15 protein-coding genes, 2 pseudogenes and 1 CRISPR repeat array are annotated in these 25,809 nt (G+C 71.0%); of the genes and pseudogenes, 14 read left to right on the forward strand and 3 right to left on the reverse strand.

The features are described 5' to 3' along the window. Nucleotides 1–315 precede the first annotated feature (315 nt). From ACQY0Z_RS25760 to ACQY0Z_RS25770, 3 genes and pseudogenes are all read left to right on the forward strand, one after another. On the forward strand, nucleotides 316–1,161 hold the full coding sequence (locus ACQY0Z_RS25760; RefSeq protein WP_189902779.1) for an inositol monophosphatase family protein: 846 nt from the start codon (nucleotides 316–318) through the stop codon (nucleotides 1,159–1,161). 216 nt (nucleotides 1,162–1,377) lie between these two features. Continuing rightward, on the forward strand, nucleotides 1,378–2,787 hold the full coding sequence (locus ACQY0Z_RS25765) for a phytoene desaturase family protein (protein WP_189902781.1): 1,410 nt from the start codon (nucleotides 1,378–1,380) through the stop codon (nucleotides 2,785–2,787). Next, a pseudogene (locus tag ACQY0Z_RS25770) lies at nucleotides 2,784–3,301 on the forward strand (O-acetyl-ADP-ribose deacetylase). The gene ACQY0Z_RS25765 and the pseudogene ACQY0Z_RS25770 overlap by 4 nt, the downstream one beginning before the upstream one ends. A 79-nt stretch (nucleotides 3,302–3,380) precedes the next feature. Here ACQY0Z_RS25770 and ACQY0Z_RS25775 read toward each other — a convergent pair. The 3 genes and pseudogenes from ACQY0Z_RS25775 to ACQY0Z_RS25785 form a co-directional block, all read right to left on the reverse strand. Continuing rightward, nucleotides 3,381–3,955: pseudogene (locus ACQY0Z_RS25775) on the reverse strand (helix-turn-helix domain-containing protein); the annotation flags it as partial. 176 nt (nucleotides 3,956–4,131) lie between these two features. Next, nucleotides 4,132–5,154, reverse strand: coding sequence for an SPFH domain-containing protein (locus tag ACQY0Z_RS25780; RefSeq protein ID WP_189902785.1), 1,023 nt, complete (start codon nucleotides 5,152–5,154; stop codon nucleotides 4,132–4,134). Nucleotides 5,155–5,158: 4 nt separating this feature from the next. Continuing rightward, on the reverse strand, nucleotides 5,159–5,590 hold the full coding sequence (locus ACQY0Z_RS25785; RefSeq protein ID WP_189902787.1) for an NfeD family protein: 432 nt from the start codon (nucleotides 5,588–5,590) through the stop codon (nucleotides 5,159–5,161). Nucleotides 5,591–5,953: 363 nt separating this feature from the next. Here ACQY0Z_RS25785 and ACQY0Z_RS25790 point away from each other — a divergent pair, with 363 nt between their 5' ends. From ACQY0Z_RS25790 to ACQY0Z_RS25840, 11 genes are all read left to right on the forward strand, one after another. Then, on the forward strand, nucleotides 5,954–7,477 hold the full coding sequence (locus ACQY0Z_RS25790) for a potassium/proton antiporter (RefSeq protein WP_381730423.1): 1,524 nt from the start codon (nucleotides 5,954–5,956) through the stop codon (nucleotides 7,475–7,477). A gap of 236 nt (nucleotides 7,478–7,713) precedes the next feature. Next, nucleotides 7,714–11,634 carry a glycoside hydrolase family 2 TIM barrel-domain containing protein gene (locus ACQY0Z_RS25795; protein ID WP_439812886.1) on the forward strand — a complete coding sequence of 1,307 codons (3,921 nt, stop codon included), beginning with the start codon at nucleotides 7,714–7,716 and terminating at the stop codon, nucleotides 11,632–11,634. Between the two features lie 39 nt (nucleotides 11,635–11,673). Further along, nucleotides 11,674–12,546 (forward strand): DUF72 domain-containing protein, encoded by an 873-nt coding sequence (locus tag ACQY0Z_RS25800; protein ID WP_439812887.1) that lies wholly within the window; start codon nucleotides 11,674–11,676, stop codon nucleotides 12,544–12,546. A gap of 92 nt (nucleotides 12,547–12,638) precedes the next feature. After that, nucleotides 12,639–14,108 carry an AlkA N-terminal domain-containing protein gene (locus tag ACQY0Z_RS25805; protein ID WP_439813382.1) on the forward strand — a complete coding sequence of 490 codons (1,470 nt, stop codon included), beginning with the start codon at nucleotides 12,639–12,641 and terminating at the stop codon, nucleotides 14,106–14,108. Between the two features lie 17 nt (nucleotides 14,109–14,125). Further along, nucleotides 14,126–14,617 carry a methylated-DNA--[protein]-cysteine S-methyltransferase gene (locus ACQY0Z_RS25810; protein WP_439812888.1) on the forward strand — a complete coding sequence of 164 codons (492 nt, stop codon included), beginning with the start codon at nucleotides 14,126–14,128 and terminating at the stop codon, nucleotides 14,615–14,617. Between the two features lie 1,044 nt (nucleotides 14,618–15,661). After that, nucleotides 15,662–15,993: a CRISPR direct-repeat array (repeat unit 37 nt; unit sequence GGTTTCTATGCCCTGCGGGCTTTAATTCCTACGGAAT). A gap of 511 nt (nucleotides 15,994–16,504) precedes the next feature. Beyond that, a complete protein-coding gene (locus ACQY0Z_RS25815; RefSeq protein WP_439812889.1) occupies nucleotides 16,505–18,079 on the forward strand; it encodes a Cas10/Cmr2 second palm domain-containing protein in 1,575 nt (524 codons plus the stop codon). Further along, a complete protein-coding gene (locus tag ACQY0Z_RS25820) occupies nucleotides 18,076–20,367 on the forward strand; it encodes an RAMP superfamily CRISPR-associated protein (RefSeq protein WP_439812890.1) in 2,292 nt (763 codons plus the stop codon). The genes ACQY0Z_RS25815 and ACQY0Z_RS25820 overlap by 4 nt, the downstream gene beginning before the upstream one ends. 1 nt (nucleotide 20,368) lies before the next feature. Beyond that, nucleotides 20,369–21,949 carry an RAMP superfamily CRISPR-associated protein gene (locus ACQY0Z_RS25825; RefSeq protein WP_439812891.1) on the forward strand — a complete coding sequence of 527 codons (1,581 nt, stop codon included), beginning with the start codon at nucleotides 20,369–20,371 and terminating at the stop codon, nucleotides 21,947–21,949. Beyond that, the gene (gene csx19, locus ACQY0Z_RS25830) at nucleotides 21,946–22,521 is read left to right on the forward strand and encodes a type III-D CRISPR-associated protein Csx19 (RefSeq protein ID WP_359518191.1); all 576 of its coding nucleotides are present in this window, start codon (nucleotides 21,946–21,948) and stop codon (nucleotides 22,519–22,521) included. The genes ACQY0Z_RS25825 and csx19 overlap by 4 nt, the downstream gene beginning before the upstream one ends. Continuing rightward, a complete protein-coding gene (locus ACQY0Z_RS25835) occupies nucleotides 22,514–24,808 on the forward strand; it encodes a TIGR03986 family type III CRISPR-associated RAMP protein (protein WP_439812892.1) in 2,295 nt (764 codons plus the stop codon). The genes csx19 and ACQY0Z_RS25835 overlap by 8 nt, the downstream gene beginning before the upstream one ends. A 51-nt stretch (nucleotides 24,809–24,859) precedes the next feature. Next, entirely contained in the window at nucleotides 24,860–25,801 is a 942-nt protein-coding gene (locus ACQY0Z_RS25840; protein WP_439812893.1) for an S-4TM family putative pore-forming effector, read from the forward strand. The last annotated feature ends 8 nt before the right edge of the window (nucleotides 25,802–25,809 follow it).

Below are 25,809 nucleotides of genomic sequence, written 5' to 3' on the forward strand. Positions count from 1 at the left end.
CGGGCGGTCCGGCAGGCCGGGTGGGGGCGGTCCGTCGGCCGGGTGCGGTCGGCCGCTGGGCGGATACGCGGCGGGGTGCTCGCGGGAGTACGCGGGCCGCAGGCCGGGTGTGGTCGGCCGCTGGGCGGATACGCGGCGGGCTGCTCACGGGAGTACGCGGGCCGCAGGCCAGGTGCGGGCGGTCCGCTCGACCGCGTGCGCGGTGGGCCGTCGAGCCCATCCTCGCCCGGGCGGGCAGCCCATTTCCGTGCGTCCGCGCCCGAGATCGTCCCGGGTCGGGGCGGGGCTGTCGGTGGGGCGTGCTCTCATGGAGGGGTGATCGAGACCGACGCCAGCATCGACCTGTTCCTCACCCGGCACGCCCAGGACGTGGAGGCCGCGGTCCGCGAGGCCGCCGCGCGGGAGATCGTGCCGCGCTGGCGCCGTCTCGCCGCGCACGAGGTGGACCGCAAGACCGGGCCGCACGACGTGGTGACCGACGCCGACCGCGAGGCCGAGCGGTACCTGACGGCCCAGCTGCCCCGCCTGCTGCCCGGCTCCGTGGTGGTCGGCGAGGAGGGCGTGCACGCCGACCCGTCGACGTACGAGGCGCTGCACGGCGACGCGCCGGTGTGGATCGTCGACCCCGTCGACGGCACCCGCCAGTTCGTGCGCGGCGAGACCGGCTACTGCACGCTCGTCGCCCTCGCCCTGCACGGCGTGGTGCAGGCGTCCTGGACGTACGCCCCGGCCCGCGAGCAGTTGGCCACCGCCGTGCGCGGACAGGGCGCCCGCCTCCACGGCGAGCCGCTGCGCTCCGGCTCCCCGGAGCCCGGCCGGGACCTCCGCGTCGCCACGTCCCACCCGGACTTCACCACCGACGAGCAGAAGCGCGCCCTGCTCGGCCTGCGTACCGAGGGCGTGGCCCCGCGTCCCTGCGGCTCGGCGGGGCTGGAGTACCTGGCGGTGGCCCGCGGCGAGCTGGACGCGGTCGCGTTCAACTGGGAGCTGGCCTGGGACCACGCGGCCGGTCTGCTGCTGGTGGAGGAGGCGGGCGGCGCCCACCTCACCCGCGCGGGCATACCGTTCGCGATCCGCGGCGGCAACACGCTGCCGTTCACCGCGGCGCGGGACGAGGCCACCGCGCGGCGGATCGTGCAGCTGCTGTCCGCGCCGGTCTGACTGCGCGCACTCCGCACGGTGCCGTGCGCGCTGTCCGCGCCGGTCTGACTGCGCGCACTCCGCACGGTGCCGTGCGCGCTGTCCGCGCCGGTCTGACCGCGCGCACCCCGCCCGGCGCCGTGCGGGTGACCGGACGCCGTCCGACGGCGCCGGCGGCCCGGCATATCCTGATCCTCTGTGGCCGTCGGCTGACGAAGGAGTCCGAAGGTGCCGTCGATGCTCGATGCGGTCGTGGTGGGGGCGGGGCCGAACGGGCTGACCGCCGCCGTGGAACTGGCCAGGCGCGGCTTCTCGGTGGCCCTCTTCGAGGCCAAGGGGACCGTCGGCGGCGGCGCCCGCACCGAGGAGCTGACCCTCCCCGGCTTCCGGCACGACCCGTGCTCCGCCGCCCACCCCCTCGCCGTCAGTTCGCCCGCCTTCCGCGGCCTGCCGCTGGAGCGGTACGGCCTGGAGTGGCTGCACCCCGAGCTGCCCATGGCCCACCCCTTCACGGACGGCACGGCGGCCGTGCTGTCCCGCTCGGTCGGCGAGACGGCCGCCTCCTTCGGGCCGCGCGACGCCGGCGCGTACCGGCGGCTCGTGACGCCCTTCCTGCACCGCTGGGACACCCTGGTCCGCGACTTCATGTCGCTGCCGCTGACCGCGCTGCCCCGCGACCCCGTCACCCTCGCCCGGTTCGGCCTCGTCGGTCTGCCCCCGTCGACCTGGCTGGCCCGCCGCTTCCACGACGAGCGCGCCCGCACCCTCTTCGCCGGACTCGTCGCCCATGTGATGGCCCCGCTCAGCGGCTTCGCCACCTCGGCCATAGGCCTGGTCTTCGCCCTCGCCGCGCACACCCGCGGCTGGCCCGTCGCCCGCGGCGGCTCCCAGGCGATCTCGGACGCCCTCGCCGGGTACCTGCGCGAGCTCGGCGGCGCCGTGCACACCGACTACGACGTCAAGCGGCTCGACGACCTGCCGCCGGCGCGGGCGTACGTCTTCGACACCTCGCCCACCGCCCTGGCCCGCATCGCCGGCTTCGGCGACCACTACGCCCGCTACCGCTACGGTCCCGGCGTCTTCAAGATCGACTACGCGCTGGACGGGCCCGTCCCGTGGACCGCCCCCGAGGCGCGCAGGGCCGGGACCGTGCAGATCGGCGCGGACAGCGCGGAGATCGGCGCCGCCCTGCGCGCCGCGTCCCGGGAGAAGCGCGCCCCCGACGCGCCGTTCCTCATCACCGTGCAGCCCTCCGTCGTCGACCCCACCCGCGCCCCCGACGGCAAGCACGTCTTCTGGGCCTACGGACACGTCCCGCACGGCTGGGACGGCGATCTCACCGACGCGATCGAACGCCAGCTGGAGCGGTTCGCGCCCGGCTTCCGCGACCGCGTCCTGGCCCGCGCCACCGCAGGGCCGCCCGAACTGGCCGCGCGCAACGCCAACTACATCGGCGGCGACATCGCCACCGGCGCCGTCTCCGGACTCCAGACGCTGCTGCGCCCCAAGCTGTCGCTGTTCCCGTACCACACACCGCACCCCGCCGTGTTCATCTGCTCGCAGGCCACCCCGCCCGGCCCCGGCGTGCACGGCATGCCCGGGCACAACGCCGCCAAGGCGGTATGGAGGAGGCTCCGCCAGACATGACGACCCCCAGGATCACCCTCGTGCAGGGCGACATCACCCGGCAGAGCGCCGACGCGATCGTCAACGCGGCCAACTCGTCCCTGCTCGGCGGGGGCGGCGTCGACGGCGCGATCCACCGGCGGGGCGGCCCGGAGATCCTCGCCGAGTGCCGCGCCCTGCGCGCCTCCCACTACGGCAGGGGACTGCCCACGGGGAAGGCGGTCGCCACCACCGCGGGGAGGCTGGACGCGCGCTGGGTGATCCACACGGTCGGCCCGGTGCACAGCGCGACGGAGGACCGCTCCGCGCTCCTCGCCTCCTGCTACCGCGAGTCCCAGTTCGTGTCGCCGACGAACTGGGGGCCCGCACGGTCGCGTTCCCCGCGATCTCCACGGGCGTCTACCGCTGGCCGCTGGACGACGCGGCCCGCATCGCCGTGGAAGCGGTCCGTACGGCGGACACGGCGGTCGAGGACGTGACCTTCGTCCTCTTCGACGACCGGGCCTATCAGGCCTTCTCCGCCCGGACGACCTGACCCGACGCGCCTGAGCCCATGGCGCGGTCCGGCACCTGTCCGGGAACTGTTCCCCTTGCCGTCAGGGCCTGGGCGCTCCTCACGGACGGAAGGTGCGGCGGTAGGCGTCGGGCGGGACGCCGACGCTGCGGTGGAAGTGGCGGCGCAGGGTGGTGGCGGTGCCCATGCCGGCGGCCGCGGCGATGGTGTCCACGGTGGCGTCGGTGGTCTCCAGCAGTTCCTGGGCGTGGCGAATGCGCTGGGTGTGGAGCCACTGCGGTGGCGTGGTGCCGGTGAGGTGCCCGAAGTGGCGGCCGAGGTGACGTGAGCTCGTGCCGGCTCGACGGGCCAGGTCCTCCACGGTCAGCGGCTGGCCCAGCCGCTCAAGTGCCCAGGGGAAGAGCTCGCCCCGGGGGTGGCTGCCGGGGGCGGGCAGGGGGTGGCGATGTACTGGGCCTGGCCGCCGTCCCGGTGGGGCGGGGTGATCAGGCGTCGGGCGGTCTTGTTGGCGTCGGCCGAGCCGTGGTCGAGGCGGACCAGGTGCAGGCACAGGTCCATGGCGGCGGCTTCGCCCGCGGAGGTCAGGACGTCGCCGTTGTCGACGTAGAGGACGTCCGGGTCGACGGTGGCCGCCGGGTGGCGCCGGGCCAGTTCCCGCGTGTGGGCCCGGTGTCCGCACGGTCGCGGCGCGGTCGCGTACGCAGCCGTGGCGTATGTACGGCCGACGGCGCTCTCTGCCGTGGCCGGCCGGGCACCCCGCGTGGCGGCCACGGGCCCCCGCACGGTGGACCGCACGGCCGCGTACGGCCGGTGCCGCTCGGATCGGCCACCCGGCCGCCCGCCGCGTGCGTTCAGGCCCGCGGCGGGCGGCCGTCCGCCTCCGCCGCGTCCGCCACCGCCTCGGCGGCGGCCTGGGCCGCCTCCGCCGTGTCGTCGGCGGCCCTGGCCGCGGCCTCGTCGTCGGAGGCCGGCTTCGCCCGGGTCGCCGGGGACGGCGGCAGCGACTCGCTGAACGCCTTCGACACGCCCTGCAGCGCCGTCGTGATCTCGCTCGGGATCACCCAGAAGTTGTTGCCCTGCCCCTGCGCGAGCTGGGGGAGCGCCTGGAGGTACTGGTAGGCGAGCAGCTTCGGGTCGGGGTCGTTGCGGTGGATCGCCTGGAACACCTCGTCGATGGCGCGCGACTGGCCCTCGGCCTGAAGGATCGCGGCGGTCCGGTTGCCCTCCGCGCGCAGCACGGCCGCCTGCTTGTCGCCCTCCGCCGTGAGGATCTGCGACTGGCGCTGCCCCTCGGCGCCCAGGATCGCCGCCCGCTTGTCCCGCTCGGCCCGCATCTGCTTCTGCATGGCCTCCTTGATGGACTGCGGCGGGTCGATGGCCTTGATCTCCACGCGGTTGACCCGCAGCCCCCACTTGCCGGTCGCCTCGTCGAGCACCCCGCGCAACTGGCTGTTGATGGTGTCGCGGGAGGTGAGCGTCTTCTCCAGGTCCATGGAGCCGACCACGTTGCGCAGCGTGGTGACGGTCAGCTGCTCCACCGCCTGGAGGAAGCTGGCGATCTCGTAGAAGGCCGCGCGCGGGTCGGTGACCTGGAAGTACAGCACGGTGTCGATCTCGACGACCAGGTTGTCCTCGGTGATGACGGGCTGCGGCTTGAAGGAGACGACCTGTTCACGCAGGTCGATCTGCGGGTGCACCCGGTCGATGTACGGGATGACGAGGTTGAGACCGGGCGTCAGGGTCTTGTGGTAGCGGCCCAGCCGCTCCACGTTGCGGGCGCGCGCCTGGGGCACGATGCGCACCGCTCGGATCACCGTGAAGATCGCGAGCAGGGCGACCAGCAGGCCGGCGACGAGGGAGGCGGAGATGTCCATGGCTTCAGTCCCGTGGGTAGACGATCGCGGTGGCGCCACTGATCTCGATGACGTCGACGGTCGTCCCCGGCGAGATCACCAGCGTTTCGTCGTAACTGCGGGCCGTCCACTCCTCGCCGTCGATCCGGACCCTGCCGCCCGTGCCCGACACGGCCGTCAGCACCTGAGCGGGCTTGCCCACCAGCGCGTCCACCCCGAACCGGGCGCCCGCGGGGCGCCGGAGGTGGCGCAGGGCGAGGGGGCGTACGAACAGCAGCGTCACGGCGGCGAGGGCGGCGTACGCGACCAGCTGGACCCACAGCGGCAGGCCCACCGCCGCGACACCCGCCGTGATCAGCGCGGCCACGCTCAGCATGCCGAGGGCGGCGGTGAGGGTGAGGATCTCGGCCACGGCCAGGGCGGCCGCGACGATCAGCCAGATCAGCCAGGAGTCCATGTCGCGCCTCTTCTCACCGGGGGTGGAGGGCTTGGCCGGCGCCGGCCGGCACGCGAGGGGGAACCGGCACCTTTGCCACCACTTTACCCAGCCGTGGCCCGTGTGCCGAGGTCCGTGCACGCAGCATTCCCGCCGTACATGTCCGGCACGCCTCCAATTGGGTGATGGCCCTTATGGCGCCCGCCCGCCCCGACGGGCGAGGGTTCGAACGGCCCCCTTGATCCCTTTGACGCCGGTGCCCGCCGGGCGTGTATGTGCGCCTGTCCCGCCCCGCCCGGTGTGATCGTGATGCACAGCGTCGTCGGACGGGACCGGGACGCCGGTGACCGACGGACGGCCGAGGACGGTACGAGGAACTGATCGATGACCCTGCCCGAGCTGTACGTGACGCTGCTCATCGCGGGCACGGTGCTGCTGGCCAGCATCGCCGCCGCCCGCACCGCGCACCGGGTGGGTCTGCCCAGTCTGCTGCTGTTCCTCGCGGTGGGGATCGTGGCCGGCGAGGACGGCCTCGGCCTGGCCTTCGACGACGTGCAGCTCGCGCAGGCGCTCGGCACGGCCGCCCTGGCCGTCATCCTCGTCGAGGGCGGTCTGACCACCCAGTGGAGCGACGTCCGCAGACTGGTGGCGCCCGCCGGGGTGCTGGCCACCGTCGGCGTGTTCCTGTCCGTCCTGGTCACCGCCTCTGGCGCGCACTGGCTGCTCGGCCTGGACTGGAACGTGGCCCTGCTGCTCGGGGCGATCGTCTCCTCGACCGACTCCGCCGCCGTGTTCTCCGTGCTGCGGGCGCTGCCCCTGCCCCGGAAGCTGACCGGACTGGTCGAGGCCGAGTCCGGCTTCAACGACGCGCCCACCATCATCCTGGTGCTGGTCTTCTCCACCACCACCTCCGACGTCCCGGCGGTCGGGCCGCTCTTCGGCAACCTTCTGTTCCAGCTGGCCGTCGGCGGCGCGCTCGGCGTGCTGATCGGCCTCCTCGGCTCGGTCGCCCTGCGCCACATCGCCCTGCCCGCCACAGGCCTCTACCCGCTGGCCACGGTCGGCTTCGGCATCACCGCCTTCGCCGCGGCCGGAGCGACCGGGGCGAGCGGCATCATCGCCGCCTACCTGTCCGGACTGGTCCTCGGCAACTCAAAGCTTCCGCACCGCGCCGCCACCAGATCCTTCGCGGAGGGCGCGGGCTGGCTGGCCCAGATCGGCCTGTTCGTCATGCTGGGCCTGCTCGTCGACCCCAGCGAGCTGTCCGACGCGATCCTCCCGGCCCTCGTCGTCGGCCTGGTGCTGCTGCTCGTCGCCCGGCCCCTGTCCGTGCTGCTCTGCCTGATCCCGTTCCGCATCCCCTGGCGGCAGCAGGCGTTCATCTCCTGGGCGGGCCTGCGCGGCGCGGTCCCCATCGTGCTCACCACCTTCCCGGTGGTGGAGGACGTGCCGCACGCCCGCGAGATCCTCAACATCGTGTTCGTGCTGGTGGCCCTGTTCACCCTGCTCCAGGGGCCCACCCTGCCCGCCGTCGCCCGCCGTCTCGGCCTGGTGCGCACGGACGCCCTGCGCGAGATCCAGGTGGAGACCGCGCCCCTCGACGTCCTGGAAGCCGACCTGCTCACCGTGACCGTCCCGGAGGGCTCGCAGCTGCACGGCGTGGCCGTCTTCGAACTGCGGCTGCCGCCCCCGACCGTCGTCACCCTGATCGTCCGCGACGGCACCACCCTGGTGCCCGACCGCGACACCGTGCTGCGCGCCGGGGACGAACTCCTCCTCATCGCCACCCCGGACACCCGCGACGACGCCGAACGCCGGCTGCGCGCCATCGGCCGGCGCGGCAAGCTCGCCCGCTGGCTCGGCGAACACGGCACGCCGGAACCGGAAGGCACCGTCACGAGCGGCTGAACCTCGAAGTCGCGGAGGGCACTCCACTCGGAACCACCACGACCGCACAGAGTCCGACGGCATCATTGCTTCGTTTGTGTGCGAGTCCTAGGGTGTGGCGGGCTCAGTAGTCGCACCGTCACCACCCGTCGTGGTTCTCCTCCGGCGTGACGTCGCCGCGTGACGCCGCGCCGCCGGGGGATCCGGCGTGCCCTCAGTCCGCGCAGTGCCCTGTCGCACCGAGGAAGGCCACGGTCATGCCGCACCCGCACGTGTCGCCCGCCGCAGGTCCCGCCCACCCCGTCCGCCCGGTGGTGAGCCGCCGCCGTCTCCTGGAGTCCGGCGCCGCCGTGCTCGGCGCCCTAGCGCTCGCCGCCCCGTCCGGCGCCGCGCACGCGGCCGGCTCCCGCCCGCGGGCCGACGACGGACCCCCGGAGTGGAACCACTTCGGCGTCTTCCGCCTCGGCACCGAACCCCCGCACACCACCCTCATGCCGTACGCCGGCGTCCCCCAGGCGCTCGCCGCCGACCGCACCCGCTCGCCGTACCGGCTCGACCTCGACGGCACCTGGAAGTTCGCCTACGCGGACCGGCCCGAGGACCGCGACCCCGACTTCCACCGCACCGACACCGACGACCGCGACTGGGACACGATTCCCGTCCCGTCGGTGTGGCAACTGCACGGCCACGACTTCCCGATCTACCTGAACATCACCTACCCCTACTGGGGCCCCAACGGCCGGGGCGAGGAACCCCAGCCGCCCGCCGCGCCCACCCGCTACAACCCGGTGGGCCAGTACCGCCGAACCTTCACCGTCCCGCGCGACTGGGACGGCCGTCGCGTCTTCCTGCACTTCGAGGGCGTCAAGTCCGCGCACTACGTGTGGATCAACGGCGAACTCGTCGGCTACGACGAGGACTCCTACACACCGTCCGAGTACGACGTCACCGACCACCTCCGTCCCGGCGCCAACCAGGTCGCCGTCGAGGTGTACCGCTACTCCGACGGCGACTGGCTGGAGGACCAGGACATGATCCGGCTGAGCGGCATCTTCCGCTCGGTCTACCTGTACTCCACCCCGCCCGTTCACCTGCGCGACTTCAAGCTGGAGACGCCGCTGAACGACACCTGCACCGCCGCCGAGCTGGACGTCACCGCGCAGGTGCGGGCGTACGGCGACGGGGCGGGCGGCGGCCGGTACACGGTGGAGACCCAGCTGTACGACGCGCGCGGGCACGCCGTCTGGTCGCGTCCCCTGCGGCAGACCGCCGACCTCGTGTCCGTCGAGGCCGGCCGGGACGTCACCGTACGGGCGTCCCGGGCCGTGCCCGAGCCGCGGCTGTGGTCGGCGGAGGACCCGTACCTCTACACCGCCGTGCTCCAACTCCGCGACCCGTCCGGGACGGTCGTCGAGACGCTCTCCCACCGGGTCGGCATCCGCGAGTTCGCGCTCAAGGACGGGCTGATGCGGATCAACGGCCGTCCCGTCTCCTTCCGCGGCACCAACCGCCACGAGATGCACCCGGCCCGCGGCACCGCCCTCACCCGCGAGGACATGGTCCGCGACCTCACCATCGTCAAGCGGCTGAACATGAACTCGGTCCGCACCTCGCACTACCCGGACAACCCGCTCTGGTACGAACTCGCCGACGAGTACGGCGTGTACCTCGTCGGCGAGACCAACCTCGAGACCCACGGCATCCGCGACCGCTACCCGGGCGACCACCCCGACTGGACCGCCGCCTGCGTCGCCCGCGCGCAGAACATGGTCCACCGCGACAAGAACCACCCGTCGGTGGTCATCTGGTCCCTCGGCAACGAGGCGGGCGGCGGCTCCACCTTCACCGCCATGCACGACTGGATCCGCTCCTACGACACCACCCGCGTCATCCAGTACGAGGGCGACGACCGGCCCGGCATCAGCGACATCCGCTCCCGGATGTACGAGAGCCCGGCCCGCGTCGAGCAGCGCGCCCTCGACACCGCGGACACCCGGCCGTACGTGATGATCGAGTACTCCCACGCGATGGGGAACTCCAACGGCAACTTCAAGAAGTACTGGGACGTCGTGCGCCGCCATGACGTCCTCCAGGGCGGCTGGATCTGGGACTTCGCCGACCAGTCCCTCCGCACGCCCGTCCCGGAGCGCACCCTGCTCACCGAGTCGGGTCCGGCGGCGCTGCGCGGCGAGATCCTCGCCACCCGCGGCCGTCTCGACCGGGACGAGGGACTGTCCGGCATCACCGTCTTCGAACGGCACGACAGCCTGGACCTCACCGGCTCCCTCACCCTGGAGGCGTGGTTCACCCCGGGCGTGCCCGGCTACCACCAGCCGATCGTCGCCAAGGGCGACACGCAGTACGCGCTCAAACAGACCGACCGCAGGGTGGAGTTCTTCCTCCACTCCGACGGCCAGTGGATCGCCGTCAACTGGGCCTTCCCGGACGACTGGAGCGGCAGGGAGCACCATGTGGCGGGCGTCTTCGACGCCGACGCCGGCACGCTCACCCTGTACGTCGACGGTTCGGTCCGCGCCACCCGCGCCACCGACCGCCGGCCCACCAGCAACACCGCCCCGCTGTCCCTCGCCTCCGACGCCGACAACCAGACCCGGGAGTTCGACGGCACGATCCGCCGCGCCCGCGTCTACGCCCGTGCCCTCACCACCGCCGAACTGGCCTCCGACGACCGGGCGCCCGGCGACGACGGCGTGCGCTTCTGGTTCGACGCCGCCACGGTGAGGACGGAGCGGAAACGCCCCGAGGCCAAGTCCTTCCTCGCGTACGGCGGGGACTGGGGCGACAACCCCAACGACGGCGCGTTCGTCGCCGACGGCGTCGTCACCGCCGACCGCGAACTCGGCGGCAAGGCGGCCGAGGTCAAACGCGTCCACCAGGCCGTCGGGGCCGTGCGCACACCGGGCGGCGGACCGGGCGCGGTCACGCTCACCAACGAGTACCTGTTCACGAACCTCCGTTACTTCGAAGGACGTTGGGAGCTGGTCGCGGACGGTGAGGTGATCGGCGGCGGACGTCTCGGCCGGGACCAGCTCGACGTGGCGCCGCTGTCCGAGAGGCGCGTCGAACTGCCCGTACGCCTGCCCCGCGACCCGGCCCCGGGCACGGAGTTCTTCCTCCAGCTGTCCTTCACCACCCGGGAACGCACACCCTGGGCGGACGCCGGCTTCGAGGTGGCCCGGCACCAGCTCCCGCTCGACGTGGACACCCCCGCGGTCGTGCCCGTCCCCCTCTCCCGCGTCCCCGCGCTGCGGTACGAGACCCGAGACCAGGACGTCCGCATCACGGGCAAGAGGTTCTCGGTCACCGTCGACCGCCGCACCGGCCTCCTCACCGACTACGAGGCCGACGGCACCCGCCTGCTCACTTCGGGTCCGGCACCCAACTTCTGGCGGGCGCCCACCGACAACGACCGCGGCAACGGCCACCACCTGCGCAACCAGACCTGGCGCGACGCCGGCGCCCGCCGCACGGTCACCGACGTCACCGTACGGCCGCTCGGCGACCGCGCCGTCGAGGTCCGCGTCACCGGCACCCTCCCCACCACGGCCGAGTCCGCGTACTCCACGACGTACACCGTCTTCGGCCACGGCGAGATCAAGGTGGACCACACCCTCCACCCGGGCGCGGCGAACCTGCCGTACATCCCCGAGGTCGGCTCGCTGCTGTTCCTGCCCCGCCGCCTGGACCGGCTGCACTGGTACGGGCGCGGTCCCGAGGAGAACCACTGGGACCGCAACACCGGTACCGACGTGGGCCGTTGGTCCTCGACGGTGGCCGAGCAGTGGACGCCGTACATCCGGCCGCAGGAGAACGGCAACAAGACCGACGTGCGCTGGGCCGCGCTGACCGACCGGAGCGGGCGCGGGCTGCTCGTGACGGGCGAACCCCTCGTCGAGATCAACGCCTCGCACTTCACACCGGAGGACCTGTCCGCGGGTGTCCGGCACGACTACCAGCTCACCCCGCGCGACGCGGTCGTGCTGCGGGTCAACCACCGTCAGATGGGCGTGGGCGGCGACAACAGCTGGGGCGCGCACACCCACGACGAGTTCAAGTTGTTCGCGGACCGCGACTACGCCTACACCTACCGCCTCCGCCCGCTCACCGACGTGGACCGGGCACTCGCCCTGTCCCGCCGGCCCACCGCGGTGGAATAGCCCGGCACACTCGTGGGAGCCCGGGGTAACCGGGCTCCCATGGGTGACATCCTGGCCGGCGCCTGCTCCTGGACGGACCGCCAACTCGTCGCGAGCGGCTGGTATCCGCGCGGTCGGCGCGACGCGGAGGGGCGGCTGCGGCACTACGCGGAGCGGCTGCCGGTCGTCGAAGTGGACTCCGGCTACTACGCGTTGCCCCGCCGCCGCAACAGCGAACTGTGGGTGGAACGCACCCCGGACGGCTTCCGCTTCGACGTCAAGGCGTTCTCGCTGCTGACCGGCCACCCCACCCGCCCCGAGGCCCTCCCGGCCGACCTGCGTGACCGGGCGCCCGCGCGCGGTCCGGCCGACCCTGCCCTGCTGGACGAGGTGTGGGGCCGCTTCGCGGAGGCGGTGGACCCCCTGCGGGCGGCAGGGCGGCTGGGCGCGGTGCTGTTCCAGTTCCCGCCGTGGTTCACGCCCGGCGCCCCGGCCGAACGCTTCCTGGAGGACTGCGCGGAACGCACCAAGGGTTGGCCGCTCGCCGTGGAGTTCCGCCACCCGGCCTGGTGGCGCGCCGAACGTGCCGACGAGACACGGGAGTTGCTGACCTCCCTCGACGTCACGGCGGTCGGCACCGACATGGCGCAGGGCCTCACCGCCTCCCTGCCGCCCCTGCTCCCGGTCACCCGTCCCGCCCTGGCCGTCGTACGGTTCCACGGCCGCAGCACCGCGTGGGGGAGGGGCAGCAAGGAGGACCGCTTCCGCCACGACTACGACGTCACGGAGCTGGCCGCGTGGGCCCCGCGCCTGCGCCGGGCGGTGCGGCAGGCGGACGAGCTGCACGTCCTGTTCAACAACTGCTGCGGGGACGCGGCGGTGCGGGCGGCGGAGACGATGCGCGACCTGCTGGCGGGACCGGCGCCGAAGTGATCCGCGGAATCGCAGGACACGGGACGTGGATGTCGGATTCCCGCCAGACCCCTCCGGCGTCCCTGACCGATCCTTGAGGCATGCACCGAGGGATGCACACCGACACCGAGCGCTGCGTGCGCGCCGTGCAGTCGAAGGACGCGCGGTTCGACGGCTGGTTCTACACCGCCGTCCTCACCACCGGCATCTACTGCCGGCCGAGCTGCCCCGCCGTCCCGCCCAAGCCCCGGCACATGGTGTTCCACCCGAGCGCCGCCGCCTGCCAGCAGGCCGGGTTCCGGGCGTGCAAGCGCTGCCGCCCCGACACCAGTCCCGGCTCCCCGGAGTGGAACGTGCGGGCCGACCTCGTCGCCCGGGCCATGCGGCTGATCGCCGACGGCGTCGTGGACCGCGAGGGCGTCACCGGGCTCGCCGCCCGCCTCGGTTACAGCACCCGGCAGATCGAACGCCAGCTGCTCGCCGAACTGGGCGCAGGCCCCCTCGCGCTGGCCCGCGCGCAGCGCGCCCGGACCGCGCGGCTGCTCGTCGAGACGACCGACCTGCCGATGGCGGACGTGGCCTTCGCCTCCGGGTTCTCCTCCGTGCGCACCTTCAACGACACCGTGCGCGAGGTCTTCGCGCTCTCCCCGAGCGAACTGCGCACCCGGGCGCCGAAGCACGCCGCCTCCGGCACCCCCGGCGTGATCACGCTGCGGCTGCCGTTCCGCGCCCCGCTCCACCCCGACAACCTCTTCGGCCACCTCGCCGCCACCGCCGTCCCGGGAGTGGAGGAGTGGCGGGACGGCGCGTACCGCCGGACCCTGCGCCTCCCGTACGGCCACGGCATCGTGGCCCTGGCCCCGCGCCCCGGCCACATCGCCTGCCGGCTCGCCCTGAGCGACCCGCGGGACCTGACCGTCGCCATCAGCCGCTGCCGCCGCCTGCTGGATCTCGACGCCGACCCGGTCGCCGTCGACGAGCAGCTGCGCGCCGACCCGGCACTCGCGCCCCTGGTCGACAAGGCGCCCGGCCGCCGGGTGCCGCGCACGGTCGACGAGGCGGAGTTCGCCGTCCGCGCGGTCCTCGGACAGCAGGTGTCCACGGCCGCCGCCCGCACCCACGCGGCCCGCCTGGTCACCGCGCACGGCACCCCCGTCGACGACCCTGAGGGCGGACTCACCCACCTCTTCCCGGCACCGGAGGAACTGGCCGCGCTCGACCCGGACGCCCTCGCCATGCCCCGCACCCGCCGCACCACCCTGACCACCCTGGTCCGCCGCCTCGCGGACGGCGACCTGCGCCTCGGCGCCGACAGCGACTGGCCGGAGACCCGCGCCGCGCTCCTCGCCCTCCCCGGGTTCGGCCCCTGGACCGCCGACGTCATCGCCATGCGCGCCCTCGGCGACCCCGACGCCTTCCTCCCCACCGACCTCGGCGTCCGCCGCGCCGCCCGGGCCCTGGGGCTCCCCTCCACCCCGTCCGCCCTCACCACCCGCGCCGCCGCCTGGCGCCCCTGGCGCGCGTACGCGGTCCAGTACCTCTGGGCGACCGACGACCACCCGATCAACGTCCTGCCGGCCTGACCGGCGGGGGAGGACCGATGCGCCAGCACACCGTGACCGACAGCCCCTACGGCCTCCTGACCCTCGTCGCCGATGACGGCGTCCTGAGCGGCCTCTACATGACCGACCAGCGCCACCGCCCGCCCGAGGAGACCTTCGGCGCCCCCGACGACACTCCCTTCACGGAGACGAAGGAGCAACTGGCCGCCTACTTCGCGGGCGACCTCAAGGAGTTCACCGTCCCCCTGCGCCTGCACGGCACGCCCTTCCAGCTCCGCGTCTGGGACGAACTCCGCCGCATCCCCTACGGCGAGACCCGCACCTACGGCGAACTCGCCGGCCTCCTCGGCAACCCCAAGGCGTCCCGCGCCGTGGGCCTCGCCAACGGCCGCAACCCGGTCGGCATCATCGTCCCCTGCCACCGCGTCATCGGCTCCACCGGCAGCCTCACCGGCTACGGCGGCGGTCTGCCCCGCAAACAGCGCCTGCTGGACTTCGAACGCGGAGCGGCCCTGCTCCCGGCGTACTGAGGCCTGGTCGGCGGATCATGCCGGGGACGCGGGGCCCGCACGCCCTCCCCACCACCCTGAACGGGCGTGGGAGTACCAAGCGGCGCTGTTGTCGGTCACCGACGCTCCGCGCGCCGACTCCGTCCCTTCCGCCTTGTGACGTGGTCCGCCGGACAGGCCTAGCAATGACGTGGCGACGACTGGCGCGGGCGGGCCAGCAGGGACACCAGGAGGGGCGGACGTGGCGAGCGCGTCGCCGCGCACGCCACGCTCAACGACCCGGGAGCAGTTGCCTGGCTGCCCGAGGCGCCGGCGGAGGACTGCTCTGCCGAGACCATTCACGACGTCTTCGGTGTTCACGTCCCGTGGCGCACTTCGGGCGGCTGGGAAGGTCGCTATACGGATACCGCTTTGGGCTTGGGCAAGGCATTGGTCTGGGGACAAGGGAATCGCTGCCGGCCCGGTGCCCCGGTCTGCTCCATCTCAATGCGATGTTGAGAGCCTCGATCACGACGGGCGGGATGTGACATCACGGCCTTATCCACGTATTCGAAAGGCCGTCCAGAATCCTGCCTCGCAGGCATCTCTCAATGAGATTGCCGATGTCGGACACATATCGGAACTTCGCTACTGCGAGAGCCTCGGGCCACGCACCCACACAAGTCCACAGGAAGCGCGATCGTCGTCGAGGTGGGCAATCAGCACCCGTGCTCGATGCCCTCCTGCTGGGGCTGGGGACGGTTGTCGGAACGTAGCCCACAACGTCACCGCAGCGCACAGTAAATTGGAACCGCAGAAATGCCCTCCGCTGCAGTAAGCCCGAGGTGGCGCCGACTGTCGAGCACGACCATGTGGACGCGACGCCCGAACCTCAGGGCATACATGCACCGATTCAAGATTGGGTTCGCAACTCTCCGTTGACACGGTTCGCCAGTCGATTGAAGGCGTTCTCGGAGTGGCTCGAACATTATTGGGTGCTCCGGATTGCGCCGTGCATCTCCATGCCCTGCTGCTTTGGAGTGCGGAAGCATATGCGGAAAATCCAGATCAAGCCGCTCGGCAAGAAGCTTCTATATTCTGCGGGCTTTAATTCCTACGGAATCGCTGTGATCGCAGCAGACATCTCCGACAGGAACGGTCGGTTTCTATGCCCTGCGGGCTTTAATTCCTACGGAATCCACATCGGAGACGGAGCTTTTGAGCAGGTTTTCCTTTGGTTTCTATGCCCTGCGGGCTTTAATTCCTACGGAATACTCCCTGCCTTAGGAAACTTGGGCTAGATACGTCGGGTTTCTATGCCCTGCGGGCTTTAATTCCTACGGAATGTCTCGGACGACGACGCCAAGGAGAAGAAGGGCAACGTTTCTATGCCCTGCGGGCTTTAATTCCTACGGAATGCCTCCGCTCGGAGAGGGCCTGTGGCCTGCGCCGATTGTGTCCGTTGCGCGGAAGGTCCCGCCGCCTGATCGAATCAATCGTGATGCAGGTCACATCCTCATCGTTTGAGTCTCTGACCTGCATCAACAGCTCGCGCGAAAACGGCCCGTCCGGGCTCTCTGCCGGGTCGTACGGTTATGGCGCGCTCGACCTCCGGGTGACTCGGAGCACCCCTCCGCTCTCGCGCGGCCCGACTGAGCAGCATCGGGGCCTCCCGTGTCCGCCTCCAGCCGGTATGCGAGGAGGCGCCGCCACTTCCGCTCTTCACCCGATCTGCTCACCTGCCCATCGGATTGTCCACCCGAGGTGTTCGACACGGTGGTCGCTCCTTCTAGCCATATCTGACGAAGTTGCTTGCACGTCAGGGCGGTCAGAATGCTAATGGTTCCGACGACGCGACGGTGTTTCGCAGCTGGATGCGGAGCCCAGAGGTGGTTTGAGTCGGGCGGGGGCAGTGTGCAGGTTCACCTGGTGGTGTTCGAGGCGTGGAACATCAGCCGTTTCATCTTCGTGACGAACAAGCGCAGGGAGATCGCGGGTGCTTCGGAGCTGATCACGTACCTGGAGCGCACCTGGGTACGCACGGCGGTCGAAGGTCTCTTCCCGGGTTTCGAGGCGCGCTGGCGCATTGAAACCGAACCGGTGGAGATCCTCGAGACCGGAGCCGGAACGGCCAAGGTGCTGGTGCGGGATCAGACCTCTGCGCGCAACCTCGTCCGTGCCGTCACGACGGCGGCGCTGCGCGAGGCCCCGGGGCTGGAAGTGTGCGGCGTGGTCGGCGAGCCGTTCGACTGGTCGGCCGAGGGAGCGCTGCACGCGTCGCTCGGCCGGACCGCGGAACGCCTCGCACCGGTGCGGACTGCCCTTCCCGGTCCCGATGCCAGGTTCATGCGGTTGCCGGTGGTTGCGGGCTGCGCGAGTACGGGGCTTCCCGCCGAGTCCATGGTGCGGCTGCCGGACGGCTCCGAGCCGCGGTCTGCTGAGAGCCGCGCAAAATGGCGGGCCTACGGCCGTCAGACAGAAGGCGACGGTTTGAAGCGGCTCGCTAAGCTGGCCGGCGTGACCACGCGGGAGTTGGCGCAGGTCGTCGACCACCTCAATGACCACGCCGAGTGGGTGGGCGTCGTCTACGCGGACGGAAACGGTCTGGGGTCGGTGTTCGGTAACTTCGAGGCGTGCGTCGAAGGCCGGTCGAACCGCCAGTACGCCGACACTTTGCGGACGTTCTCAGCGGCGCTGCAGAGCTGTGCCAGGGACGCGTTCGCTGACGCCGTACACGCACTCGAAGGCTTGGGTGCCCGGCTCGAGCACGGTCCGGTGCCCCTGCTGCCGTTGATCCTCGGGGGCGACGACCTGGTCGCCCTGTGCTCCGGTGACTGGGCGCTTCCCTTCACCGAGGCGTATCTGCGCGCGTTCGAGAAGCGGACCGCGACGACCAGCGATCTCGTCGGGCCGCTGTCACGGCAGGGCAAGCGTGGCCTGTCCGCGTGCGCGGGCGTGGCCATCGTCAAGCCGCACTTCCCGTTCTCGGCGTCCCGAGATCTCGCATACGACCTGATGCATGAGGCCAAGCACGTCAAGAACGCTGTTGCAGGACCTTGCTCTGCCCTCTCCTTCCATGTGCTGTACGACAGTTCGGAAGCCGATCTCAAACGGATCCGCGCCCGCGGCACGGGACCGGACACCGCCCACCTCAGCGCGCAGCCCTATGTGGTCTCCGACGTGACGGAGGAGTGCGAGTGGACTCGCGGGCGTCGGTGGGGCGATCTGACCCGGCGCGTGACTGCGCTCGCTGCCCGGGACGACGAAGGAGAGCGGCACCTTCCCGCCTCTCAACTCCACGACCTCAGACAGGCCCTCTTCCTTGGCCGTTCTGTCGCCGACGCGCGGTTCGGAAGCCTACTTCCGCGTTACCCGGACCTCGAGCAACTCGATGAGGGCCAGGGGAGTCTGTTCTGGCGCGAGACCGGATCGGGGTCCGAGATCACCGGATTCCTCGATGCACTCGACGCGGCAGCGTTCCTCGTCGAAGGGAGGACTCCGTGACCCGACTCCGGCTTTCCGTGACGATGCTCAGTGACTGGCACGTGGGAAGCGGCACTGGCCGGCACGGCTTCCTGGACCGCGCTGTGCAACGCGACCCCGACGGCCTCCCGTTCGTGCCGGCCAAGACACTCGCGGGAGTCTGGCGCGACGGCTGCGAGACCGTCGCGTACGCGCTGGACGGCGGTCGGCGCGGCCCTTGGCATTCCTGGCTCGACTGGCTCTTCGGCACCCAGCCCGCGCTGGAGGCGCGGGGTGTCGTCGAAGGGACCCACCACGGGCCCCCGCGTCCGGCAGCACTGCACCTGGACAGCCTGCACTTCCCGGCAGCCGTGACGGCGGCACTGCGGGAGAAGCCGCTGCTGCGGCAGTCGGCCACGTTCGTCAAACCCGGTGTCGCCATCGACCGTGAAACGGGCACCGCGGCGGACGGGATGCTGCGCTTCGAAGAGATGGCTCGGGGAGGCGCCGTACTCGTGGGCACTGCGGAGATCGCCGACAGTTGGCGGCTGACCGACGACCAGGTGCACTGTGCGACAGCCCTGCTCCATGCCGCCGCACGGCTCGTCGAGGGAATCGGTGGAAAGCGCCGGCGCGGTGCCGGACGGTGCCGGCTCGACGTGGGCGGTCTGGCCGCCGACTGGCGCTGGCTCCGGGGTCGCGACCATCCGCCCCAGGTGCCGGAGCCGACTCCCGCACCCGTGATGGCACCTCCAGCGGGCCGTACGGCGGTCGGCTGGGAGATCGCCGATCTGCGACTGGTGCTGCGGCGGCCGTTGATCGCCCATGAGCAGACGATGGGCAACTCGGTACGCAGCGCCGAGTTCGTACCGGGGCGTACGCTCCTGCCCGCCGTACTGCAGCGCCTGAATGCGCCACAAGCCGCAGCCGCCGCCCGAGCGGGCGACCTGATCGTCACTGACGCGACGATCGAGATCGACGGACACCCCGGACGGCCGGCCCCCCTCGTGCTCGTGCACCCCAAGGGGCGGTCCGAGCGTGCGTACAACGCGATGTGCGAGACCATGGCGGCCGGCACGCAGGCCGTGCCGTACGAGGGGTACTACGTCGGTGAGTACGAGCACGGCAGGCTGCTGCGCTTGGCTGTGTGCCCCCGCAGTGAGCACACCCACAACACCATCGACGACCGTTTCCAGCGCCCGGTGGAAGCCGTCGGCGGCCTCTACACCTACCAGGCGATCGCCGCGGGGACGGTGCTGCGAGCCCAGGTGAGGGTGCCCTCCGGACTGCTGGGAGCGGGCTGGCAGGACCTGTTGGCCGGTACCTGGCGGGTGGGACGTGCCCGCAAGGACGGTTACGGTCTCACCGATGTCTCGTCCGCCGTGGCCGAGCCCCGCACCTCCTCCGCGCCGCCCGACGGGCGGCTGCGGGTTTGGCTGCTGTCGGACACCCTGGTCACCGATGAGCGGCTGCGGCCGAGCACCGACCCCATCCACCTGGCCGCGGAACTGGGACGCGCTCTCGGCGTCGAGTTGCGGCCGGTCCCCGACAACGGCTCAGGCGGAGCAGTCGATCGGGCCAGCGAGACCCGCCGGTCCGATCCCTGGCACAGCCGCTGGAGCCTGCCGCGCGCATCGCTCCTGGCTCTGCGGGCGGGCAGTTGTCTCTCCTTCGACGTGGTCCAGGGCACAGTGACTGCCGCCGCCGTGCAGCAGGTGGAACTCGCGGGTGTGGGGCTCCGCCGAGCCGAGGGATTCGGCCAGGTGCGGATCGCCGACCCGATTCTGCACAGCGCCTTCGACGGAGCCTGCGACGTGACCTCGGTGGACGCGTCGTCCGTTCAACCCGTCTCGGCGGACAGTCACGCGCCCGAGGATGTCAGCGAACTCGTCCGAGTGTGGGAGGAAGCCGCCTGGCGAGGGGAGATCCAGCGGGCGAGCGAGACAGCGGCACGCGAACGCCGCCATGAAATTCTCGGCAACGGATACGAGAAGGTTCCGTCCTCGCAGCTCGGTGCCCTGCGCACGCTGATCACCGGACTGGACGACCCGAGCTCGGACCGTGCCACCGAGTGGCTGAAGCGTGTCGAAACCGTCCGGACAGCCCGGCAGGCTCCCTGGCCCGACGACGTGGTGCAGCACCTCCGATCCGTCCTCACCGAGCCTCGCACCGTGTGGCAGCTCCTCCGCCTTCCCGAGGACTCCCTCGTCGTCGAGCCGGGTGGCGCTGCGCGGCTGCGGCGATCGCTGTGGGCGGAGGCTGTCCGCACGCTGGTCGAGGACTGCCTCACGGCGCACGCCCGGAGCGCGGACGCACGAGAAGGTGGCTGAGATGACCGTCACGACGCGACCGATGACCCGCCGGCTGCGCATGCGCGGCTGGCTCGTCACGCGCTCACCGCTGCACGTCGGTGGCGCGGGAGGAGACCCCAACGGGGTGCTGCACGCCGCCGTGGACGGCCGTGGCCGACTGTACGTGCCCGGGACCGGCATCACGGGCGCGCTGCGCACGCTGACGCACCCGGAGTACGGCAGCGGCGACGAGGAAGCCGATCGGACAGCGGACCTCCTCTGGGGGCACGCCACACCCCGGACCCAGGAGAGCACGGTCAGCCGCATCGTCGTCCGCGACGCGCTCATCACCACCGGCAAGCAACTCGACTCCGACGGGTTGCCGTTGCAGACGCTGAACCCGGCACGGCTCGAGGTCCGGCACTCGGTCGGCATCGACCGGCACACCGGCACAGCGGCCCAGGGTTTTCTCCACGGCCGGGTCGTCGTGCCGACCGGCAGCTTCCTGCGACTGGAACTGGACCTCAACTCCACCGAGGACAGCATCGACGACGACAGGCGCCGTATGAGGCAGCTCCTTCGCCTGCTGTCGGAGGAAGGACTCCAGTTGGGGGCGGCCAAGACCCGCGGACTGGGACGTGTACAGCTGCTGGCCGCCGAAACGGATGTGCGCGAGGAGGACTTCAGCAGTGCAGCCGGTCTGCTCGCCGCACTGGAAGGGAACGGCCCGGCATGGTGCTCCGAGGACTGGGCGGAGGAACCGCTTCCCGCCCGGGAGTCGCTCAGCATCCGCATCGACTGGCGGCCGACCGCTCCGGTGATGGTGCGCTCCGCCACCGATGGCTTCGCTGTCGACGCCCTCCCGCTTGCCTCGGCCGTGACACCGGATGCCGTGTCCCTCGTCCTGCCCGGCACTTCCCTCAAAGGCATCATGCGCTCCTGCGCGGAGCGCATCGAGCGAACGGTCCGCCGTCTCGACGCCCCGGCTGCTGCTCCCGGGCAGTCCGCCCCTGAACGCAGCGCCGCCTTCCGGGAACAACTCGACCAGTTGCCGGCGGTCCGCGCCCTGTTCGGTTCGGCACCGCTCCGTGGATCCGGTACGGGCCGGGGAGTCGGTGCGGTGACCGTCGACGACTGCTACGCCAAGGAGACGATGCCCGCAGAACTGTGGGCCCGGGCACACGGCCCGGAAGCAGCCGACACGGCCTCACCGGTGACCCCACTCCGCGACTACCGACTGGAGCGCGCGGACCACGTTGCCATCGACCGCTGGACCGGCGGTGCCGCTGACGGCCGGCTCTACAGCGTCCTCGAACCCCATGGCGTCGAGTGGCAGCCGATCCGCCTCACGGTCGACCTCGCACGTCTCAAGCGGTGGCACGCCGACTACTGGGCGGCGGGGACCGCCCTGTTGATGCTCGTGCTTCGCGATCTGGCAGCAGGCCGGATTCCGATCGGTTACGCCACCAACCGCGGTCTGGGCGACATCGCCGTCGACCGCGTCCTGCTCACCTTCCGCCCCGGGAACAAGCCGGTGGAACTGACCGACTACCTCAGCAGCGAGGACGCGGCCGGTCTCTCCAAAGCCTGGCGCACCTACCTGGACGAGGAGCCGTCGTGATCACCCTCTACAGCCGGGCAGCTTCGGACATCAGCCTTTCCACCGCCCTCGACGCCGTGACGGGCCTGGACGGGGCGGTCGCGTTCCTCTCCACCCCGCGAGAGCACATCGCCGCCCGAGTTCGCGACGGCCGCTGCCATACCCGGGACGGTGTCTGCTCCCTCGACACCGTCTTCGAAGCACGCATCTTCGATGAGGACAAGGAAGTCCGCTGGCTGAGCACGTCCGGTCACCAGGGCCGGGCTGTTGCTCTCAGCGATGAACCGGGACTGCTCCCCGATTCCTTCCCTGAGCGGCTGGCAGACCTCTCGGCAGCAGAGGTGCTCGAGTCGCACTATCTGCTCTGGGGGCAGGCACTGCCGGGCGACGGAGAGTGGACCACCTTGCACACCCCTCAGATCGGAACGCTCCACGTGCCCTTCCCGGCGCCGGAACCGCGACGGCGACTGCGCCTGGCGGCACGGGAGTACGTCTGCGTCGAGCCGGAACACGGCAACGCCTACGTGGGTGAGGAACGACTCGTGCGCATCGAACAGGCACCGGCCGAGGAATCCGGGAGTGGCCGTGGCTGACGAGGTACGCAGCGGCCGCTTGGCCTGGAACTCCGAGAGCGGCAAGCTCTATGTCGTCCAGGCCGATGGCCGACGCAAGGGCTTCAAGCGGGAGTACGCCCTGGTCCCCGAGCTCCGCGACCTGACGGGACCGCAACTCGACGGGCTCAGTGTCGACTACGCCTGGCGTAAGGGGGAGCCGCGGCAGATTCGACCGGCGGGAACGATCGTGAAGAACACCGTGTCACCGAACCAATTCATCAACCCCTACACCTTCCTTCCAGCGACACCACGCGACACCACGGCCGACGAACTCGGTGACAGAGCCCCGACCGGACACGACCGGCTGCACTGGGACCACTGGACGGGACGGCTCCGCGTCCGGATGACGGTCGTCACCCCCTTGCTCCTCCTGGACCCCTCCCGCGCCGAGCGGGAGACAATCGACGGCAAGCCGACCGGGCACGCGACATACCCAGTCCTGCGGCGCAACGGACGGGCGCATGTTCCGGCCGCCTCGGTCAAGGGTATGCTGCGCGCCGCGTACGAGGCCGTCACCAACTCCCGCATGGGCGTCTTCACCTCACATGACCGCCAGCTCGCCTACCGCATGCCCACCGCGGAGAGCCGGCACATGGTGCCGGCCCGGATCAGCGACGACGGCACGTCCGTCACCCTGCTGAAAGCAGCTCGGCTTCCGCGCTACACAGGAGGTGCTGTGACGTACAAGGACGGCACTCCACCCCGGCACGGAGACGAGGTGGAGGCGGAAGTCGAGCAGTGCTCAGGCAGGAACTGGACGGTGCGCTCCATCGCACGGGCACCGCAGCCGCCGCAGGTCCCCTCCGGGCCTTCCCACAGGCTCTCCTCCCACAACCCCAGCTCCTCAGGCAAACGACGGACGATTCGCGGATGGGTGTGCGTCACCAACCAGAACATGCTCAACAAGCGCCATGAGCGCGTGTTTTTCTCCGATACCAAGATCCCGACCAACCACCCGCTCACCGGGGAACTCATCGAGCAGTGGGGCAACACCATCCGCGACTACCGTGGCGCCCACCGACACGAGGAGATCCACGAGCGCAGGACAGCCGGCGGAAAGACCGCGCGGCCCGACCAATACCTCGGCAGTGAGCCCGGGGCCACCGCCTGGAGCCGGCACTTCTACGACGACGCCTACCTCGACCTCACTCCGGGCACCCTGTGTTACGCCCACATGGACAAGGGCAGTCGGCGCATTCTTGGTCTGTACCCGGTCATGATCGCCCGCAGTCTTTTCCGGCAACCGCCCGAAGCCCTCCTCGACAGTTCATTGAAACCCGCCCGCTGCATCGACGAACTCTCCCCGGCCGACCGGGTCTTCGGCTGGGTCGCACCCGCGGGGCCAGGGGCCCATCGCGGTCAACTCCGCATCGGCGCGGTGGAGGACGGCGAATCCGTCCACACAGAGGAGTTCGCTGGTGCCGGGGTACCCCTGGCCATCCTGGGACAGCCCAAGCCTCAGCAGGGCCGCTTCTACCTGGGACAGGCACCGGACGGAACACAGCCGCTGCCCGCGCAGGGGCCCAAGACCGACTGGTACGGCCCGGGGACCGCGCTGCGTGGCCGCAAGGCCTACTGGCACCACCGCGGACTGCACGCCGACCACTGGACCGATCCGGAACGTGACCGGACACAACAGGTCGACGGTACCGGCAGGTTCCAGGAGTACCGGCGACCGGACAAGGACGGCAGGCCCCAGCGCGACAAGCAGAATCGCTCCGTCCGCGGATGGATCACGCCCGGCTCCACCCTCACGTTCACCATCGACGTCGTCAACCTCTCCGACGTCGAACTGGGCGCCCTGATCTGGCTCCTGCAACTGCCCGAAGGCCACTGTCACCGCCTCGGTTACGGCAAACCGCTCGGCTTCGGCAGCGTCCGACTCGAACTGCTCACCGAGAATGGATGCGACCTGCGCACCGGCGAGACATGGGCTGCCAGTTACCGCGACCTTTCCCCCGACGGAGATCGGGAGCCCGACGACACGTCGCACAAGCTCGATCTCGTCCGCTCGAAGTTCCTCGCCAAGAGTGAGGACGGCGGGTCGTCCCACCTCCGGGCGTTCCTTGCCGTCGCATCCGGGCGCGACGACGCTCCCGTGCACTATCCGCGAGCCCGGCCGAAAGGCACCAAGAAGAATCCTTCTGTGCCACCACACCCGGAAGGGAAGTCCTACGCCTGGTTCACTTCGAACGACCGTGAGAACGAACCGAAAAGCCTGCCCGCCTGGGACAACCCGCGACTGCCCATCCTCCCGGAACGGTGACCGGCCAACGCCTCGTCAGCCCTCTCATTCCCTTCTACAAGGACGCTGCGCATGACAACCCGTACGGCACACAGCGGAGCCTCGTCGATCCCACAACGACAGAACGACGATGAATTCGTGTCCGCCCGTGCAGCAGCCCGCGCCGCCTACAGCGCGGTCGGCCGCATCCGGTTCCTGCGTACCACCGGAACCGTCGGGCTTGCTGTGGCCGCGCCCCTCGTCTCTGTCCTCTGGCCATCTACCACAGGCATCACGGCAAGCGTCGCGGCCGTCTGGCTGGTCGCCGGCCGCACACTGATGAAGAACTGGGAGCGCTCCTGGCAGGAGAAGGGGCGAAAGTTCCAGGAGTATTACGACAGCCGGCTGTTCCGGATCGACTGGAACACCGCCCTTGCAGGCCGTATCGACGCGGCACGCGAGGAGATGGCGGCCTGCCGGCCCCGCGGGGACTCGCCGCGTGATCGCGACTGGTACGAGTCGGTGCCGGCCATCCCCTGGCCCTACGACGTCCTCGCTTGCCAGATGCAGAACGCTCTCTGGGGGCGCCGGAACCACCGCGCGTACGCGAACCTCCTCTGGGGTCTGTTCGCCGCCACGTGCGTTGCTGTCGCGCTGGTGGGTGCTCTCAAGCATCTCGAACTCGAAGATCTTCTACTCAAGCTCTTTCTCCCGGTGGCCCCTGCGCTGGTCGACCTCTCGGAACTGCCTCGCGAGCACCGAGGTGCGGAGCAGGCGAAGGAGAAGACGGGTGACACCATCGCGGATCTGAGGGACCAGTGCGAAGCAGGTCGCCCCGTCACCGCAGAGGACTGCCGCGAGATCCAGGACGCCATCTACCACCTTCGGGGAACCAATCCGGCCGTCCCCTCATGGTTCCACCGTCGTCTCCGCCGAAAGGTGACCGCCGCCAACGAGGCAGCTATGCAAACCCTGAAAGAGCAGATCGAAGCCATGGCTGCTCGGCACAGCACGCGACCGCAGCAACAGCCCTGAAAGCCCTC

The sequence above is a fragment of the Streptomyces sp. P9-2 genome (assembly GCF_051903975.1).
In the GTDB taxonomy this organism is placed as follows: Bacteria; Actinomycetota; Actinomycetes; order Streptomycetales; family Streptomycetaceae; genus Streptomyces; species Streptomyces cellulosae.

Bases quoted from the DNA above. Each gene is read 5' to 3' on its own strand.
- ACQY0Z_RS25795 (WP_439812886.1), top strand. From the start codon at position 7,714: ATGCCGCACCCGCACGTGTCGCCCGCCGCAGGTCCCGCCCACCCCGTC.
- ACQY0Z_RS25790 (WP_381730423.1), top strand. From the start codon at position 5,954: ATGACCCTGCCCGAGCTGTACGTGACGCTGCTCATCGCGGGCACGGTG.
- ACQY0Z_RS25805 (WP_439813382.1), top strand. From the start codon at position 12,639: ATGCACACCGACACCGAGCGCTGCGTGCGCGCCGTGCAGTCGAAGGAC.
- ACQY0Z_RS25785 (WP_189902787.1), bottom strand. From the start codon at position 5,590: ATGGACTCCTGGCTGATCTGGCTGATCGTCGCGGCCGCCCTGGCCGTG.
- ACQY0Z_RS25825 (WP_439812891.1), top strand. From the start codon at position 20,369: ATGACCGTCACGACGCGACCGATGACCCGCCGGCTGCGCATGCGCGGC.
- ACQY0Z_RS25765 (WP_189902781.1), top strand. From the start codon at position 1,378: ATGCTCGATGCGGTCGTGGTGGGGGCGGGGCCGAACGGGCTGACCGCC.
- ACQY0Z_RS25800 (WP_439812887.1), top strand. From the start codon at position 11,674: ATGGGTGACATCCTGGCCGGCGCCTGCTCCTGGACGGACCGCCAACTC.
- ACQY0Z_RS25810 (WP_439812888.1), top strand. From the start codon at position 14,126: ATGCGCCAGCACACCGTGACCGACAGCCCCTACGGCCTCCTGACCCTC.
- ACQY0Z_RS25840 (WP_439812893.1), top strand. From the start codon at position 24,860: ATGACAACCCGTACGGCACACAGCGGAGCCTCGTCGATCCCACAACGA.
- ACQY0Z_RS25780 (WP_189902785.1), bottom strand. From the start codon at position 5,154: ATGGACATCTCCGCCTCCCTCGTCGCCGGCCTGCTGGTCGCCCTGCTC.